This window comes from Megasphaera sp. UBA4382 (assembly GCF_002391155.1).
GTDB lineage: Bacteria > Bacillota > Negativicutes > Veillonellales > Megasphaeraceae > Megasphaera > Megasphaera hexanoica.
The window spans coordinates 88,453-104,476 of sequence record NZ_DGRS01000086.1 but is presented as its reverse complement, the minus strand read 5'-3'; the positions used below and the strand labels follow the sequence as shown (position 1 = coordinate 104,476).

Genomic DNA, 16,024 nt, shown 5'->3' with positions numbered 1-16,024 from the left:
GCTACGGCGGCCTGGACCACGTCCTGGCCCAGGATGAAGATGTCAATGTCCTGGTCATGGATACAGAAGTCTACTCCAATACAGGCGGCCAGTCGTCGAAAGCGACACCGACCAGCGCCATTGCAAAATTCGCAGCTGGCGGCAAACGGACGAAGAAGAAGGACTTAGGCCGTATGGCCATGACCTATGGCTATGTCTATGTAGCCCAGGTAGCCCTCGGTGCTGACATGAACCAGTGCATCAAGGCCATCAAGGAAGCCGAAGCCTATAAAGGACCGAGCCTGATTATCGCCTATGCACCGTGTATCAACCACGGCATCAAGAAGGGCATGGGCTTCAGCCAGATAGAAGCAAAGAAAGCCGTACAGAACGGATACTGGCATCTCTACCGGTACAATCCGGATGTAGAAGCAGCCGGCAAGAACGGCTTCACTCTGGATTCGAAAGATCCCAAGGGCGATCTGAAGGACTTCCTCCTGGGAGAAGTACGGTATGCATCGTTGCAGAAAGTCTTCCCGGAACAGGCGGAACAGTTCTACGAACGTACGGAAAAAGATATGAAAGACCGACTCGATTCCTATAAGGAATTGGCAGACAGAAAGTAATACCCCCTGTATCTCCCCTCTGTCTGTTAACAACCTCCATTTTCACCATAGATGTATAAGCGCACGAAAGCACTCTGGATATATGTCCGGGGTGCTTTTGTGCGCTTATACGATATTGAGGTTTATTATATTTAACTACATGTCACCACAAAGTTAATATAAAATTTAACTATATAAAACCAAAATGAATATATATTATACAAAAACGACATTATAGTGTAAAATAAGTACAGAGTTAAGAAATACGAAAAATAATAACTGCATATGCATCTATGGCAATAATATTATTAAAAATATATTAAGCATAGATGGACGGGGACATATGCGATATATGTTATATCTTGTGAGTTGATATTATTAGAAACTATAATTATGTATAAGAATCTGTGATACGTGGCCACTACAGATCTTTTATAAAGCAGAAGAATCCGATGCTGTTATTTCATTGGGATATTTGAAAGGAGAAATCATATGAAAGAGCGTGAAGAACTCGAAAAAGAAGTCGAGATGGATGTCAAGGAGGAGAAGGAACAAGTAACGAATCAGGCAAAACCAAATGCCGTTGCTCTCATTCCGTTCATCGTCTTTGTTGCCGTATACCTGGGCAGTGGCATTATTCTGGATATGAGTGGCATGGAAATGGCCTTCTACCAGTTCCCGGCTCCGCTGGCAGCCGCTATTGGCGCGATTACTGCATTTTTTGTCATTAAAGGTAATTTTGAAGAAAAATTTGAAACGTTTGTCGCAGGCTGTGGTGATTCCAACATCATCATCATGTGTATCATCTACCTGCTGGCTGGTGGCTTCGCCGCTACCTGTAAAGCCATGGGTGGTATCGATTCGACGGTTAACCTGGGTCTGACCTATATCCCGCCAGAATACCTGGCAGCAGGCGTATTCGTCATTTCTGGTTTCATTGCCACGGCAACGGGCACGTCTGTTGGCAGTGCGGCTGCTGTCGGACCTATCGCTGTTGCTGTTGCTGAAAAGGCCGGGATTCCCCTGCCTCTCATGATCGGCTGTGTCATGGGTGGGATTATGCTCGGCGATAACCTTTCCATTATTTCTGATACGACCATTGCTTCAACCCGTACACAGGGCTGTGCCATGAAAGATAAATTCCGCCTGAATTTCTGGCTGACATTGATTCCGGCCATCCTGACAGTCATATTGCTGATTATTTTCGGTGGTTCTGAAACGGCCGTCAGCACAGGGGACCATCCCTATAATCTGATTAAAGTTCTGCCTTATGTAGTCGTTCTGGTTACGGCCGTTGCCGGTGCCAACGTATTCATGGTCCTGGCCGGTGGTATCGTCCTGGCTGGCATTATCGGGCTCTTCTATGGAGATCTGACGGCTCTGACTTTTGCACAGGCTATTTACAAAGGCTTCCTGGGCATGACGGATATCTTCTTCCTCTCCATGCTGACTGGCGGCCTGGCTGCTATGGTCAATAAAGCCGGTGGGATTTCGTACCTGCTGGTCAATGTACAGCGCTTTATCAAAGGCAAGAATTCGGCCGAACTTGGGATTTCTGCACTGGTATCCATTACGGATATTGCTACGGCCAATAATACCGTTTCCATCATCATCAACGGCGAAGTTGCCAAACGCATCTGCTATAAGTTCCACGTTGATCCCCGCCGCAGTGCGGCCCTCCTGAGTACATTTTCTTCTATCTTCCAGGGCCTCATCCCATACGGCGCACAAATGCTGATCATGGTCGGCTTTGCCAACGGCAGAGTATCTCCGCTGGAAGTATTGCCGTATTGCTGGTTCATTTACCTCCTCGGCATATCTGCCATCATTTCCGTTTTCGTTCCTTTCTCCGATGGTTTCATCCGCAAAGATCCCTGGAACTTTGCCGAACAGAAACCGCAGAGTCAGGTTGAAGGTAGTGCTGGAAAAAGCACAAACTCCATAACAGCATAGGGTTTCATCTGACAGAGGCTTCTGGATTCCGGAAGCCTCTGTCGGACTGAATAGTATTAATAAAACAAGCTGTAACAAAAGGACTTTTGAAGTCCTTTTGTTACAGCTTGTTTTGCTATATCTGCTTAGCTTTCTGATGGCATATCAGGTTTTGCAGAATCAATTGTTTTTGGAACGGCTGATTCCGACAGGGTCACGCCACGGTTGATGAGAGTATTTTTTAATTGTTCGATATAGTCCCGGGCTGTCGGAGATAAGTTTGTAGTCTGGGATTTTATCCAGCCGACGCGCATGATATCCAGCGGGTTTTTCATAGGAATAGACACGATAGGCCAATAATCCCATGCGCGGAACAGGATACCCGTACCGACTGTATAGGCATCGGTCGAAGCGATGATACTGAATAAGGTGGAACGGTCGGTGATATTGATGGCCCGTTCGGGATTGATATCGGGGATAATGATTTCTTCAGAAAACTGGTACGAGTCTTCTTCCTGAGTGTACTGGATATAGGGATATGGTGCCAGCTGTTCTATCGACAGGGAATCGTATTTGGATAATGGATGAGCCGTATTCATAAATACATAAGGCGGATAGGAAAAGAGCTCTGTGAACTCCAGCCCATTTTTGCGGAGAGTCCGTTCCATGAATTTCTGTGTCATTTTGGAAATAAAAATGATGCCAATCTGGCTGCGCTGAGTGATGACATCCTGAATGACCTGGGAAGTACGGCCTTCACGGAAGGTGATGGTGTACCGGGGATTCCGTATAATCGACTGCAGATAATCGGTGAGGGCATCGACGGCAAACATATAATGCTGGGAAGAAATAGACAGGCGCAGCTTTTTTTCTCCTTCCTGCTGAGGACTGAAATGTTCGCGCAGGCTTGTCGTCTGCTCGATGATATGATTGGCATAATTGAGGAATTCCAGCCCTTCCGGTGTAAAACTGATGCCATGGCGGTTTCGTTCCAGAATGGTAATGTGAAATTCTTTCTCCAGCTCTTTTACAGCTGTACTAAGACTGGGCTGGGCAATGAACAGAGCCTGGGCGGCCGCTGAAATAGAATTATGCTTTGATAGTTCAACAATGTAATGAAGCTGTTGTAAGGTCATACTGCCACTTCCTTGATATATGGGTAATCTATATACATAAACTAAAAAGTGTCCGACATATAGTGTATATCATTATTTTAACAGAGTGTTTCCTAAAATTAAAGGAAAAGTGGCGGAACAAAGTGAGATAGTATAAAAAGTACAGGAACCGTGATGGAATAATATGTAGTTTATTACATATAAATAGTGCTTTTGTCATAAAGAAAAACCTGGCCAGGAAACGTTTATGCCAGGTTTTTCGCATTATATCAGCTTTGGTTCAGCATGAATAGATGGCTTATTCTTCAATACCGACGCGGGCGCCTATCCCCTTATCGAAGGGGTGTTTGCGCTTACAGATTTCCGATACGTAATCAGCCATGTCGATAAGGGCTTGTGACGGATTGCGGCCCGTCATGACGACTTCCAGTTTTTCTGGCTTTGTGCGCAGGAATTGCAGTACTTTTTCTTCATCGAGAAGGCCCAGGCTGCAGGTGACGAGTATTTCATCGAGGACGAGCATATCCGGCGGATCCTTGCGTACCGTATCTACGATTTCATCGAACATCTGTGTCTGGATTTTTTTGGCTTCTGCCAATTCTTCCGGTGTCATCTGGAAGGTGAATTTTTTAAATCCCTTGCCACGGATGACCGTGATGCCGGGGATGCAGGCCAGCGAAGCCAGTTCTCCTGTTTCCATATCTTTGAGGAACTGGGTGAATAATACCTTGCCGCCGCGGCCGGCACAGCGGATCGTCAGCCCCAGGGATGCCGTCGTTTTTCCTTTGCCGTCACCGCAGTAAATATGAATGAGCCCTGTGTCCATATCAAATCCCTCCTCGCAGGTAGTATTTTTTTCAGTATAGCACAGAAAATAAGGCTTGCACAGATGCACGAATTAGGGGAGACAATGGAATTTGTCATAGTCATACATACATTTTTTCATATCGCTGATACCGGTTTTGTGGCGCATAAAAATAAATTTGTGCGTATCACGTTTTACTTCGTCTTCTGGTACTTGACAAGGCTCGTATCCCGGTGTATGATTTGGTACATCAAATGAACATCGTCCCAAAACCTTTGAGGCGGAAGTAAAAACATGACGTGCACGTACAGAGAGCCGGGGTGCTGAGAGCCGGCCGTAAGCAGCTTGTTAAATGGACCGCTGAGGGCGCAGTCAAAGGCTGATGCCGAGTATTCTGCGACGTGGAGGCATACGTCAGTTGCCGGGAATATGATGGTATTCCGTCGAGAGCAGGAGTCAGATCCTGAAGCAAGGTGGCACCGCGGTATAAGTTAACCGTCCTTGACAATATATACAATTGTCAGGGGCGGTTTTTTGGTGTCTGAATGGAGGAGGTCCCAATGGAAACGCTGAGTCTGGAAGAAATAAAACAATATGCCGGCACATATAAAGTCGTACCGTTGTGCCGCAGTATATATGCTGACGTACGTACGCCAGTCGAAGTGCTGCGCATCGTCAAGAATGTCAGTTCTCACTGCTACCTGCTGGAAAGTATGGAAGACAGCCAGCGCTGGGGTCGGTACAGTTTTATCGGATACGATCCACAGATGGGTATTTATTGCAAGGACGGCGTCGTTCATATCAAGACCGGGGCAGAAGTTACGGTCCGCTCGCAGCATCCCGAAACGTTCATCAGTCAGATCCTGGATGATAATAAAGCACCGCGTATCGATGGCATGCCGCCCTTTACAGGCGGGCTTGTCGGATATTTTGCCTATGATTTCATCAAATACGCCGAACCATCCCTGAATCTGCAGGCAAAAGATGATGATGGATTTAATGATTTTGACCTCATGCTGTTTGATAAGGTCATCGTCTTCGACAATCTCAAACAACAGATTTACCTTATCGTCAACGTACGGCTGGAATCGGCTGATGAAAATTATAATCGGGCTATGCTGGAATTACAGCGCATGGAAGTACTCATACGCAAAGGGGAAAAAGCCCGGAATATTCCACTTACACTCAAAAGTGAATTTAAGCCTCTTTTTACGAAAGACGAATACTGTCGCATGGTGGAAAAAGGAAAGGAATATATCCGGGAAGGTGATATTTTCCAGGTCGTCCTCTCCAACCGCATGATGGCCGAAGCCGAAGGCAGCCTGCTCGATACATACCGCGTATTGCGCACGCTGAATCCATCGCCGTATATGTTCTTCTTTTCTGGTGATGAAATCGAACTGGCCGGCTCATCACCGGAAACACTGACCCGTCTGGAAGATGGCAACTTATTTACTTTCCCACTGGCTGGTTCGCGGCCCAGGGGAAAGACACAGGAAGAGGATCAGGCATTGGAACAGGAATTGCTCCATAACGCCAAAGAACTGGCAGAACATAATATGCTTGTCGATCTGGGGCGGAATGATCTGGGACGCATCAGTGAATTTGGCAGCGTCCACGTAGAAAAATATCTCGACGTACTCCGCTTCTCCCATATCATGCATATCGGTTCGACTGTGCACAGCCGGATACGGCCAGACAAGACGGCTGTCGATGCCATTGCTTCCGTGCTGCCGGCAGGGACGCTTTCCGGAGCTCCCAAAATCCGGGCCTGTGAAATCATTGATGAACTGGAAGGTCATAAACGGGGCGTCTACGGAGGGGCCATCGGCTATATCGATTTTACGGGAAACATGGACTGCTGCATTGGCATCCGCCTGGCGTACAAGAAAAAAAATCACGTCTTCGTCTGCTCTGGTGCCGGCATCGTAGCGGACAGCGTTCCGGAACAAGAACATCAGGAATGCATCAATAAGGCAAAAGCCGTCGTACTCGCACTGGAAAAGGCCGATGGAGGGATAGACCAATGATTGTACTCATCGATAACTATGATAGTTTTACCTATAATTTGTATCAGCTCCTGGGACAATTCGACCCGGATATTTTGGCCATCCGCAATGATGAAAAGACGGTAGAAGAGATTGCTGCCATGAAGCCGGACCACATCATCATTTCTCCGGGACCGGGAAGACCGGCCGATGCAGGAATCTGTGAACAGGCCATTACCTATTTTACCGGCAAAGTGCCACTCCTCGGCGTCTGCCTGGGCCATCAGGCTTTATGTGAAGCCTATGGCGGTACGATTACCTACGCCAAAGAATTGATGCATGGCAAGCAGTCCATCGTGGAAGTTGACACGGAAGATCCATTGTTTTCCGGCCTCGGCAAACGTATCGATGTGGGCCGGTATCACTCGCTGGCACTGGATCCGGATACGCTGCCCGATGAATTACAGGTTCTAGCCCGGACGGAGGATGGGGAAATCATGGCGGTACGCCACAAAGACTATCCGACATATGGCCTGCAGTTTCATCCGGAATCTATCCTGACACCGCAGGGACCGATTATGATACAAAATTTCTTAAATATGCATATATAGGACAGAGGGGGATTTATCATGATTAAAGAAGCGATTATTAAAATTGTCAGCAAAGGTGACCTGACGTACGATGAAGCCAAAACGGTCATGCTGGAAATCATGAAAGGGGAAACGACGCCGACGCAGAATGCGGCTTTTCTTTCCGCGCTTTCTACAAAGAGTACGAAAGCAGAAACCATTGATGAAATTTCGGGATGTGCTGAAGCTATGCGTTCTCTTGCGACGCCCGTTCCTCATCCGGGCATGGAAGTGCTGGAAATCGTCGGTACCGGCGGTGATGGCGCCCATACCTTCAATATTTCCACGACGGCCGCCATGGTCATTGCCGCAGCGGGCGTCAAAGTAGCTAAGCACGGCAATCGCGCTGCCTCGTCGCTGTGCGGCACGGCAGACTGCCTGGAAGCGCTGGGTATCAATATTCAGGAAGATCCGCAGCTGGCTCTGACCATGCTGAAAGAAACGAATTTCTGCTTTATGTTCGCTCAGAAATATCACGCCGCCATGAAATACGTCGGTCCCATCCGCAAAGAACTGGGCTTCCGTACGGTCTTCAATATCCTCGGGCCGCTGACTAACCCGGCAAAACCGGAAATGTTTCTTCTCGGCGTCTACGATGAATACCTGGTAGAACCGTTGGTAAAAGTCCTAGATTCCCTTGGTGTCAAACGGGCCATTGTCGCCTATGGCAAAGAAAAACTCGATGAAATATCGCCGAATGGCCCGACGACAATCTGTGAATTGCGTGACGGTTATTACCGGACCTCTACCATCCGGCCGGAAGATTTCGGTATGATGCCGGGGGAAAAAGCAGACCTGATTGGCGGTAAACCGGAAGAAAACGCACAGATTACAAGAGATCTTCTGGCAGGCAAGATTCAAGGAACAAAACGAAATGCTGTACTGCTTAACGCCGGCGCGGCGCTGTTCGTAGCCCGCAAGGCTGATTCCATCGCCGACGGCATCAAACTGGCTGCTTCGCTCATCGATAGCGGTAAGGCCACGGCCGTCCTTGATAAATGCATCGAAGTCAGCAATCGCTGATGGGAGGCAGATCCATGATTTTAGATGATATTACGGCAGCCGTTTCGAAGCGCCTCGCTGCTGATAAAGCGGCTATTTCACCAGAGGAGATGAAGCAGCTGGCCTTGAAGGCGCCTAAGCCGGTCGGCTACCCTTTTGAACAGGCCTTATCGCAGCCGGGCTTATCCTTTATCTGCGAAGTGAAGCGGGCCTCGCCGTCGAAAGGATTAATTGCTCCCGATTTTCCCTATGCCGCCATTGCAAAAGCCTATGAAGAAGCTGGGGCAGCGGCTATTTCCTGCCTGACCGAACGGGATTATTTCCAAGGCAGTATTTCGTATCTGAAAGATATCGCGGCGGAAGTTACGATTCCTGTCCTTAGGAAAGACTTCATCATCGATGAGTATCAGATATACGAAGCCCAGGCCAATGGAGCGGCAGCGGTACTGCTGATTTGCGCTATCCTCGATGACGCTACGCTGCGCTGCTTCTTCCAGCTGGCTGATTCGCTGGGCCTCTCGGCGCTGGTAGAAGCACACGATGAGCAGGAGGTGCGCCGGGCCATAGCGGCCGGGGCGCGTATCATCGGCGTCAATAACCGCAATCTGAAAGATTTTACCGTATCTCTTTCTACGAGCTGTCACCTGCGGCCGATGGTACCTCACTCCATCCTGTTTGTTGCCGAAAGCGGCATCAAGACAGCAGCTCACACGAAGACTCTCAGGGAACACGGCGTCGATGCCGTCCTTATCGGAGAAACGCTGATGCGGGCAGCCGACAAGAAGACCAAGCTGGCTGAACTGGCAGGTGTGTGACATGGTAAAAGTCAAGTTATGTGGCCTCAAACGATTGTGTGATATTGAATGGGCCAATGAGTTTTGCCCGGATTATACCGGATTCGTCTTTGCCGGCCGGAAACGGCGCGTGACCGATGAACTGGCGGCCAGCTTGCGGCACCATCTCCGGCCGGAAATCCAGGTTGTGGGAGTATTTCAAAACGAAGACATACGGCATATTGCCGATTTAGTGACCAGGGGAACCATCCAGCTGGTACAGCTCCATGGCAGTGAAGATGAAGCGTACATACGGAAATTGCGACAAGTCATTTCCGTTCCAGTCATTCAGGCTTTTTCTCTGGACGGAACAGAACAACTGGCAGCCATTGGGGGGAGTAGTGCCGATTATGTACTGCTCGATCACGGGACTGGCGGGACCGGGCAGACCTTTGACTGGTCACTGCTGCCGTACATCCACCGTCCATTCTTTCTGGCGGGGGGGCTTCGCGCAGAAAATGTGAAACAGGCATTGTCATACCATCCGTATGCTGTCGATGTAAGCAGCGGAATAGAGACGGATGGCGTCAAAGATTACGAAAAAATGAAACAATTTATGGCATACGCACGCAGCGGGATGCAACAGGAGGAACGATTATGACAACAGGAAGATTCGGCCCTTTCGGCGGTCAGTATATACCGGAAACACTGATGAATGAAATACAAAGGCTCGATAAGGCCTATGCGTATTACAAGAATGATTCCCAGTTCCAGACGGAACTCAAAGACTTACTGGACAATTATGCCAACAGACCGTCCTTATTGTATTATGCAGACCGGATGACAAAGGACCTGGGGGGAGCCAAAATCTATCTGAAGCGGGAAGACCTGAACCATACAGGTGCCCATAAAATCAATAATGCTCTCGGCCAGTGCCTGCTGGCAAAAAAGATGGGTAAGACCCGGGTCATTGCCGAAACAGGTGCCGGGCAGCACGGGGTAGCTACGGCTACGGCAGCGGCATTCCTGGGATTGGAATGTGAAGTATTCATGGGGGAAGAAGATACGATGCGCCAGGCACTGAATGTGTACCGCATGGAATTACTGGGAGCCAAAGTCCATGCCGTTACATCGGGGTCGCGTGTTCTCAAGGATGCTGTCAACGAAGCGATGCGCGAATGGGTCAGCCGTGTCGATGATACTCATTATGTCATCGGCTCGACCATGGGTCCCCATCCGTTCCCGATGATGGTCCGTGATTTCCAGGCCGTCATCAGCGAGGAAGCCCGGCAGCAGATTCTGGAAAAAGAAGGAAAACTGCCGAATGCCGTTCTGGCTTGTGTAGGCGGCGGATCGAACGCCATGGGCATGTTCTATCATTTTATCCCTGATACAGGCGTACAACTCATTGGCTGTGAAGCTGCCGGCAAGGGGATCGATACGAAACTCCATGCAGCGACTATTGCCAAAGGTAAAGTCGGTATTTTCCACGGCATGAAGTCCCTGTTCTGCCAGAACGACGATGGACAGATCGATGCCGTATATTCTATTTCAGCCGGTCTCGATTATCCCGGTATCGGACCGGAACATGCTTACCTGCATGAAACGGGCCGCGCCCAGTATGTACCGGTCAAAGATGATCAGGCCGTAGAAGCCTTTGAATATCTGGCCCGCACGGAAGGCATCATCTGCGCTATCGAAAGTGCTCATGCCGTGTACCATGCGATGCAGATAGCACCGAAGATGAATAAAGACGATATCATCATCGTCTGCCTGTCCGGCCGGGGAGATAAAGACGTAGCGGCGATTGCAAGATATAAAGGGAGGGACATCCATGAGTAAGATTGGCAACGCATTTAAAGATGGCAAGGCGTTTATCGGATTTCTGACTGCCGGGGATCCGTCACTCGATAAAACCTATGAATATATTATGACCATGGAAAAGGCTGGCGTCGATTTAATAGAAATCGGAATCCCTTTTTCCGATCCGATTGCCGAAGGCGTCGTTATCCAGGAAGCTGATTTGCGGGCACTGGAAGCCGGCACGCGCATAGATGACGTGTTTGAACTGGTAAAAAAAGTGCGGAAAGAAACACAGATTCCACTCGTATTCCTGACGTATCTGAATCCCGTTTTCCACTACGGGCCGGACCGTTTCTTCGCCCGTTGTGAAGAAACGGGAATGGATGGCATCATCATTCCCGACATGCCCTATGAAGAAAGGGGAGAATGTGCGGCGGCAGCTAAAGCGCATGGTATCGATATCATTTCTATGATTGCACCGACATCGAAAGATCGCATTGAAAAAATAGCAAAAGTGGGAGAAGGGTTCTTGTACATCGTTTCCTCTTTGGGAGTTACTGGGACACGTACGGAAATCAAAACAGACCTCAAAGAAATCATCGATGTCGTAAAACATGTGACTAATGTGCCGGCGGCAGTAGGGTTCGGCATCAATACGACAGAACAGGCCGAAAAAATCGGTGCCATAGCCGATGGTGTCATCGTCGGCAGCGCTATCGTCAAGATTATTGCCCAATATGGAGATGATGCGGCTCCTCATATTTATGATTATGTAAAAGCCATGAAGGAAGCAACCATGCGTGGTATACAATAAATATACGAAACAGGAGTTGCAGAGACAAAATGAACCCGGCGGGCACACGACATATGCCCGCCGGGTTTTCTTACGTTTCTTTCTTATGTGCAGTCGATATGAGTTATTCTGGTTCTGGTATCTTTAACCTCGCAAAAAATCACACACAATCATTCGCTTACTACATAAACCATAAACCGATTCAGTTGTAATCTATGTAAACGAAGATTTAGATGCTGCTGCTTTTTGTACTTGTAACGAACAATGACAGTGTAAACAGGATTCTTCGTATCCGTGCTTTCCGACCGATACCTTCACCGCCGGTTAGTACGTATCCATCTCCCGTCTTGACGGTCCGGATGCCTTTGCGTAGTGATTACCTTGTTCGTCTGATTCCCTGGTCGGAGTGGCTGGTCAGAACACTGTATTGTCTGATAATGCATGACAGTCCAACGAAATTCGTCTTTCCTTTCTCCAGGCTACGTGCCTTGTCGTTCCGCTTGCGTTTCTTACGGTATTACTTGTTTCTCCCTTTTCGTCGGACTTATACGTGGCTGCTGTTTCTTCTGAACCCATTGGACTCACCCCTTTCTCTTTCTTGACTACATTATACCATAATATATTCTGCTTGTCTTATTCAATTATTAAAAAATTACAGAAAAATCTATTCTATTATTGCATGAAAAAAGCGAGACAGGGGTTAATGTCTCGCTTTTTTCGTAACTCATTGGGTTTCGTATTGGGGTATACTATTCATTCTGAAAAGAATGGAAATAAGAGGGAAAGAAGGTAGTATCCTTTTTCCGTTTGCCTTGCAATTACCTTGCAAGGCTGTTGTTAGTATACCATATTCAGGAGAAAAAACAAGGAATAATAGCCTATGAGTATGTAAAATATTTAAAACAATTCCATGATAGAATAAACACGACGGTATGTCACGCCTTATACGTTTCCCATATGGACATGGGACAGGTACTGACAGGCAATCTGCTGCAGTGTTTTCAATGTTTCTATGGGAGTCGGCGGCAGCGTGCAGTGATATCGTGGGAAATATCGTGTAATATGCAGGGGAATATCCGGACGGATGGATGCCAGCCACGAAGCGAGAGAGACCATGTCTTCCGGATTATCATTGACTCCGGGAAGAATGAGACAGGTTACTTCTACATGAGATACAGCGGCTGCTTTTTCGATAGTATGAAGAACCGGGGATAATGTGCCCTGACAGATACGCCGATAGTAATCATCACTCCAGCTTTTCAAATCGATGTTCCAGGCATCGATAAGCGGGAGAAGCGATTGGAGAGGCGAGTCTTCTATGTATCCATTGGTTACTATCACATTATAGAGCCCGGCCTCGCGGATCAGTGGTGCTGTATCCCGTATCCATTCATAGGTCACGGACGGTTCATTATATGTATAGGCAAGACCAATATTATCCCGTTCTTTCAGGCTCCGGGCCAGATGGGCTGCTCTCCGGGGAGACAATTCCTGCCAGGAAGGGCTGCCCTGGGATATGCGCCAGTTCTGACAAAATGTGCAGGTCAGATTGCAGCCCCACGAGCCAGTAGATAAAATCTGACTGCCAGGGTGAAAATACCGGAACGGTTTTTTCTCGATAGGATCCAGCGCCAAGGAGGTGCACTGACCGTAATTGAGGGCCAGAAGGGTCCCATCTTCATTTTTTCGGGTGCGGCAGAATCCTGTTTCCCCTTCTCGTATATGACAGTGATGAGGACAGAGCTGGCATTGAATCACCTGGTCACTTCCCCGCTTGTAATATGCAGCTTCCATGGGGCATCACCTACTTGTAACGGGTTACCGTAAAGCGGTATAAATCAGGGCGGACCTGTGGCGGGATGCCGGCCTTTTCTTTGGCAATATCTATCTGCTGCTGTACCGTATCGACACCAGGAAGATCCGGGAGCAGCAGACCTGTACGGGCATGGCTCATGACGATGACACCGTATTTTTTCGGGTCCAGTTTGTCCGGTGAAGTGATGGCTTCAGGAGCGCCGAGTACGTCAACGGAGATAGACAATTCATTCAGTTCTTCCGGCCGGACCGGATAGAAACGGGGGTCTCTGGTGGCGGCAGAGACGGCGTTATGAATAATTTCACTGGCAATGTTCATCTGCATGGGAAGAAATGTCCCGATGCAACCGCGGAGCATGCTGCCTTTGTGAAGCGAAACAAAAGCACCTGCCCGGTCTGTCAGGCCTTCCGGAAGATTTTTTGGCACGGCCATTACGCTGTGATGTTCCAGATAATAAGCAATACTTTCCCGGGCCAGGCGCACGCGAATATCGGGAACAGCCCGGTCTGTGACCTGGGCGCCGTCGCTTTCATTAAGATAGAGTGCCACGCCGTATCCGACTCCGAAAGGCCCTTCATAAGAGAATACAGGCATCGATGGATGCATGCAGCGCAGGGCTCCAAAGAGAAAGTAGACCGAGGGGAGGCCGCACATTCCCGCTTCTTCAATGAGCTGGGATGACATGGCGCGGATGCCGGAGAGATCTTGTTTTTTCAATCCTTCCATGACGGTTTTGTCGAAGATAGCGCCCGATGGGGAATACCCATTGGGTGATCCGGGAGAAAGGCGGTGGGACAAGTCACCAGAGGCGATGATAGCAATGCGACGGCCGGTCCTGGCTGCAGACTGGACGACGAGGTGACCTAATTCCGTCATGCTTTCATAATCGTCAAAACGGGGCGACAGCAGGACGACAGGACCGTCAAATCCGGCTTTCTTCATATAATACAGGGGGACGAACGCGCCCTGGTCCAGGAAGATGGCATGGCCGTATTTTTCGGCCCACTCTTCATCAATCCGGTATAGAGGTGTGTGACCATCAGCCTGACGGAGGATTTCTTCAGCCAGTTCCATGTCGGTGTTGACGTTCATGGTTAGGTCAGGAAAACCGAATTTTCCCAGGTCCCCGTGAATCCGGGCTGCGGGAAAGATAGCCGCGCTGTCAGAAAAGACATAATTATGTGGGGTAATGACGACCAGCGTTTCTGGCCGGCGTTCCACCAGAAGCGATGCAGCCGTTGAAACAGCGGTTACAGTAGCTTCCATTTTTTTCAGTTCCTGCTGGCCGATTTCCGGCAGCATGATGGGCGGATGTGGCAGCAGTGCGGCGCCTAGACAAGTCGTATCCATAGGAAAACCCCCTTTGTGGAAGGAATAGAAATCAGATATATTCTTATATACTATATTCTACACTATTTTCAGGAGAAAAACAGACGTCCATGCCTAATGGAGATAGCCGTAGCGGGAACCCAGTCTGTAAAATGTGGATACCGTAATCAGACAGGTGCAGATTTCGGCTATGGGAAAAGCCGCCCATATACCGGTCGTCCCATATAAAAGAGGAAAAATGATGATACAGAGCGGTTCCAGTACGAGTGTCCGGACAAATGCCAGAAGTCCTGAAACGAGGCCGTTGTTGAGGGCCGTGAAAAAGGCGGAGCCGAAATAATTAAAGGTACTGAACAGAAATGCCAGACTATACCAGCGCATGCCCTGCAGGGTAAAAGCCCACAGGTGCTGGTCATAACCGACGAACAGAGCGGTAAGGGGTGAGGCGAACAGCTGGGTGATGGAAAACGTCGTGAGACTAAACGCGGCCAGGATATGCATGCTGCGGCGGAACAAATTGTGCAGTTCTTCCCGGTTTTTCGCTCCCAGATGATAGGCAATGACTGGCGATGCTCCCATAGCATATCCGATATAGACGGCGGCAAAAATGAAGCTGAGGTACATGACGACGCCATAGGCGGCAACCCCGTCCGGGCCCGCCCATTTCAGAAGCTGATAATTGTATAGGAATGTGACGAGAGAACTGGCGGCGACGTTTACCATTTCTGAAGAGCCGTTCAGGCAGGCACGACCCAGTATCCGGGCTGAATAAATGCCTTTGCCCAGGCGGAGGAGACTCGTGTTGGGGCGGATGAAATACAGGACGGGAAGCAGTCCGCCTACGGCCATGCCGAGTACCGTGGCAGCAGCGGCTCCTGTCAGGCCCAAGTCCAGAACGATGATGAACAGGGCATCGAGAAGGGCGTTGGTAATGCCGGCGGCAATGATGATTTCCAATCCCAGACGCGGTTTTTCGGCTGCGGCAAAAAAACTTTGAAAGGCATCCTGCAGCATCAGAAACGGAACGCCTAGCAGGGCGATTCGTCCGTAGTGAAGACTTTCTGCCAGAAGCGTTCCTTGGGCGCCGAAGAGTTGTAAAGCCGGCTGCAGCATCCATTGGCCCAGTATCAGGACGATGATACCGGCTGCAGCAGTGGTCTGAATCAGACTGGAAAAAAATCCGTTGGCAAGGTGGCGTTTCTTCTGGCCCAGCGTCGCGGCGACAACAGCTGTACCGCCTGTCCCCAGGAGATAGCCGGGACCGCTGAGAAAATATAAGACAGGCATGACCAGATTGACAGCAGCGAAAGGAGTTGATCCTACGAAGTTGGAAACGAACAATCCATCTACGACACCGTAGATGGATGTGAATACCATCATAATCATAGACGGGAGAGAAAAGCGCAGCAACGTGCGGTACGTGAAGTGATCTGATAACTGAATACGCATAGGGGA

14 protein-coding genes are annotated in these 16,024 nt (G+C 49.1%); 9 read left to right on the top strand and 5 right to left on the bottom strand.

Going from position 1 to position 16,024, the window contains the following annotated elements; all coding sequences use genetic code 11:
- On the top strand, positions 1-605 hold a 605-nt coding region (locus B4H10_RS11435), incomplete at its 5' end, for a thiamine pyrophosphate-dependent enzyme (protein ID WP_292018884.1).
- 471 nt (positions 606-1,076) lie between these two features.
- On the top strand, positions 1,077-2,537 hold the full coding sequence (locus B4H10_RS11430) for a Na+/H+ antiporter NhaC family protein (RefSeq protein ID WP_349678356.1): 1,461 nt from the start codon (positions 1,077-1,079) through the stop codon (positions 2,535-2,537).
- Between the two features lie 125 nt (positions 2,538-2,662).
- Here the strand turns inward: B4H10_RS11430 and B4H10_RS11425 are convergent, their stop codons facing one another.
- On the bottom strand, positions 2,663-3,652 hold the full coding sequence (locus B4H10_RS11425) for a LysR family transcriptional regulator (protein WP_292016957.1): 990 nt from the start codon (positions 3,650-3,652) through the stop codon (positions 2,663-2,665).
- 277 nt (positions 3,653-3,929) lie between these two features.
- On the bottom strand, positions 3,930-4,457 hold the full coding sequence (locus B4H10_RS11420) for a cob(I)yrinic acid a,c-diamide adenosyltransferase (protein ID WP_292018883.1): 528 nt from the start codon (positions 4,455-4,457) through the stop codon (positions 3,930-3,932).
- Positions 4,458-4,996: 539 nt separating this feature from the next.
- Here B4H10_RS11420 and B4H10_RS11415 point away from each other — a divergent pair.
- Genes B4H10_RS11415 through trpA form a run of 7 tightly spaced genes read left to right on the top strand, consistent with a single transcriptional unit; the run spans position 4,997 to position 11,445 of the window.
- Entirely contained in the window at positions 4,997-6,466 is a 1,470-nt protein-coding gene (locus B4H10_RS11415) for an anthranilate synthase component I family protein (protein WP_059076587.1), read from the top strand.
- Complete coding sequence (locus B4H10_RS11410) at positions 6,463-7,035, top strand: anthranilate synthase component II (protein WP_059076588.1); 573 nt, start codon at positions 6,463-6,465, stop codon at positions 7,033-7,035. Before B4H10_RS11415 ends, B4H10_RS11410 begins: the two co-directional genes overlap by 4 nt.
- Positions 7,036-7,053: 18 nt before the next feature.
- Positions 7,054-8,076 carry an anthranilate phosphoribosyltransferase gene (gene trpD / locus B4H10_RS11405; protein WP_292018882.1) on the top strand — a complete coding sequence of 341 codons (1,023 nt, stop codon included), beginning with the start codon at positions 7,054-7,056 and terminating at the stop codon, positions 8,074-8,076.
- Between the two features lie 14 nt (positions 8,077-8,090).
- Positions 8,091-8,870 (top strand): indole-3-glycerol phosphate synthase TrpC, encoded by a 780-nt coding sequence (gene trpC / locus B4H10_RS11400; protein WP_292018881.1) that lies wholly within the window; start codon positions 8,091-8,093, stop codon positions 8,868-8,870.
- A 1-nt stretch (position 8,871) separates the two neighbouring features.
- Positions 8,872-9,489, top strand: coding sequence for a phosphoribosylanthranilate isomerase (locus tag B4H10_RS11395; RefSeq protein ID WP_292018880.1), 618 nt, complete (start codon positions 8,872-8,874; stop codon positions 9,487-9,489).
- On the top strand, positions 9,486-10,670 hold the full coding sequence (trpB, locus tag B4H10_RS11390) for a tryptophan synthase subunit beta (RefSeq protein WP_292018879.1): 1,185 nt from the start codon (positions 9,486-9,488) through the stop codon (positions 10,668-10,670). Before B4H10_RS11395 ends, trpB begins: the two co-directional genes overlap by 4 nt.
- Positions 10,663-11,445, top strand: coding sequence for a tryptophan synthase subunit alpha (trpA, locus tag B4H10_RS11385; protein WP_292018878.1), 783 nt, complete (start codon positions 10,663-10,665; stop codon positions 11,443-11,445). Before trpB ends, trpA begins: the two co-directional genes overlap by 8 nt.
- A gap of 921 nt (positions 11,446-12,366) precedes the next feature.
- On the opposite strand, the gene amrS is transcribed toward trpA, so the two are convergent.
- The 3 genes from amrS to B4H10_RS11370 all read right to left on the bottom strand — a co-directional run bounded on the left by amrS (position 12,367) and on the right by B4H10_RS11370 (position 16,018).
- Positions 12,367-13,218 (bottom strand): AmmeMemoRadiSam system radical SAM enzyme, encoded by an 852-nt coding sequence (gene amrS, locus B4H10_RS11380; protein WP_292018877.1) that lies wholly within the window; start codon positions 13,216-13,218, stop codon positions 12,367-12,369.
- Between the two features lie 10 nt (positions 13,219-13,228).
- Complete coding sequence (amrA, locus tag B4H10_RS11375; protein WP_075581571.1) at positions 13,229-14,590, bottom strand: AmmeMemoRadiSam system protein A; 1,362 nt, start codon at positions 14,588-14,590, stop codon at positions 13,229-13,231.
- Between the two features lie 93 nt (positions 14,591-14,683).
- Entirely contained in the window at positions 14,684-16,018 is a 1,335-nt protein-coding gene (locus tag B4H10_RS11370; RefSeq protein WP_292018876.1) for an MATE family efflux transporter, read from the bottom strand.
- Between the last annotated feature and the right edge of the window lie 6 nt (positions 16,019-16,024).

Excerpts from the sequence above, each read along its gene's own strand:
- B4H10_RS11430 (WP_349678356.1), top strand. The coding sequence starts at position 1,077 with ATGAAAGAGCGTGAAGAACTCGAAAAAGAAGTCGAGATGGATGTCAAG.
- B4H10_RS11425 (WP_292016957.1), bottom strand. The coding sequence starts at position 3,652 with ATGACCTTACAACAGCTTCATTACATTGTTGAACTATCAAAGCATAAT.
- B4H10_RS11420 (WP_292018883.1), bottom strand. The coding sequence starts at position 4,457 with ATGGACACAGGGCTCATTCATATTTACTGCGGTGACGGCAAAGGAAAA.
- B4H10_RS11415 (WP_059076587.1), top strand. The coding sequence starts at position 4,997 with ATGGAAACGCTGAGTCTGGAAGAAATAAAACAATATGCCGGCACATAT.
- B4H10_RS11410 (WP_059076588.1), top strand. The coding sequence starts at position 6,463 with ATGATTGTACTCATCGATAACTATGATAGTTTTACCTATAATTTGTAT.
- trpD (WP_292018882.1), top strand. The coding sequence starts at position 7,054 with ATGATTAAAGAAGCGATTATTAAAATTGTCAGCAAAGGTGACCTGACG.
- trpC (WP_292018881.1), top strand. The coding sequence starts at position 8,091 with ATGATTTTAGATGATATTACGGCAGCCGTTTCGAAGCGCCTCGCTGCT.
- B4H10_RS11395 (WP_292018880.1), top strand. The coding sequence starts at position 8,872 with ATGGTAAAAGTCAAGTTATGTGGCCTCAAACGATTGTGTGATATTGAA.
- trpB (WP_292018879.1), top strand. The coding sequence starts at position 9,486 with ATGACAACAGGAAGATTCGGCCCTTTCGGCGGTCAGTATATACCGGAA.
- trpA (WP_292018878.1), top strand. The coding sequence starts at position 10,663 with ATGAGTAAGATTGGCAACGCATTTAAAGATGGCAAGGCGTTTATCGGA.
- amrS (WP_292018877.1), bottom strand. The coding sequence starts at position 13,218 with ATGGAAGCTGCATATTACAAGCGGGGAAGTGACCAGGTGATTCAATGC.
- amrA (WP_075581571.1), bottom strand. The coding sequence starts at position 14,590 with ATGGATACGACTTGTCTAGGCGCCGCACTGCTGCCACATCCGCCCATC.
- B4H10_RS11370 (WP_292018876.1), bottom strand. The coding sequence starts at position 16,018 with ATGCGTATTCAGTTATCAGATCACTTCACGTACCGCACGTTGCTGCGC.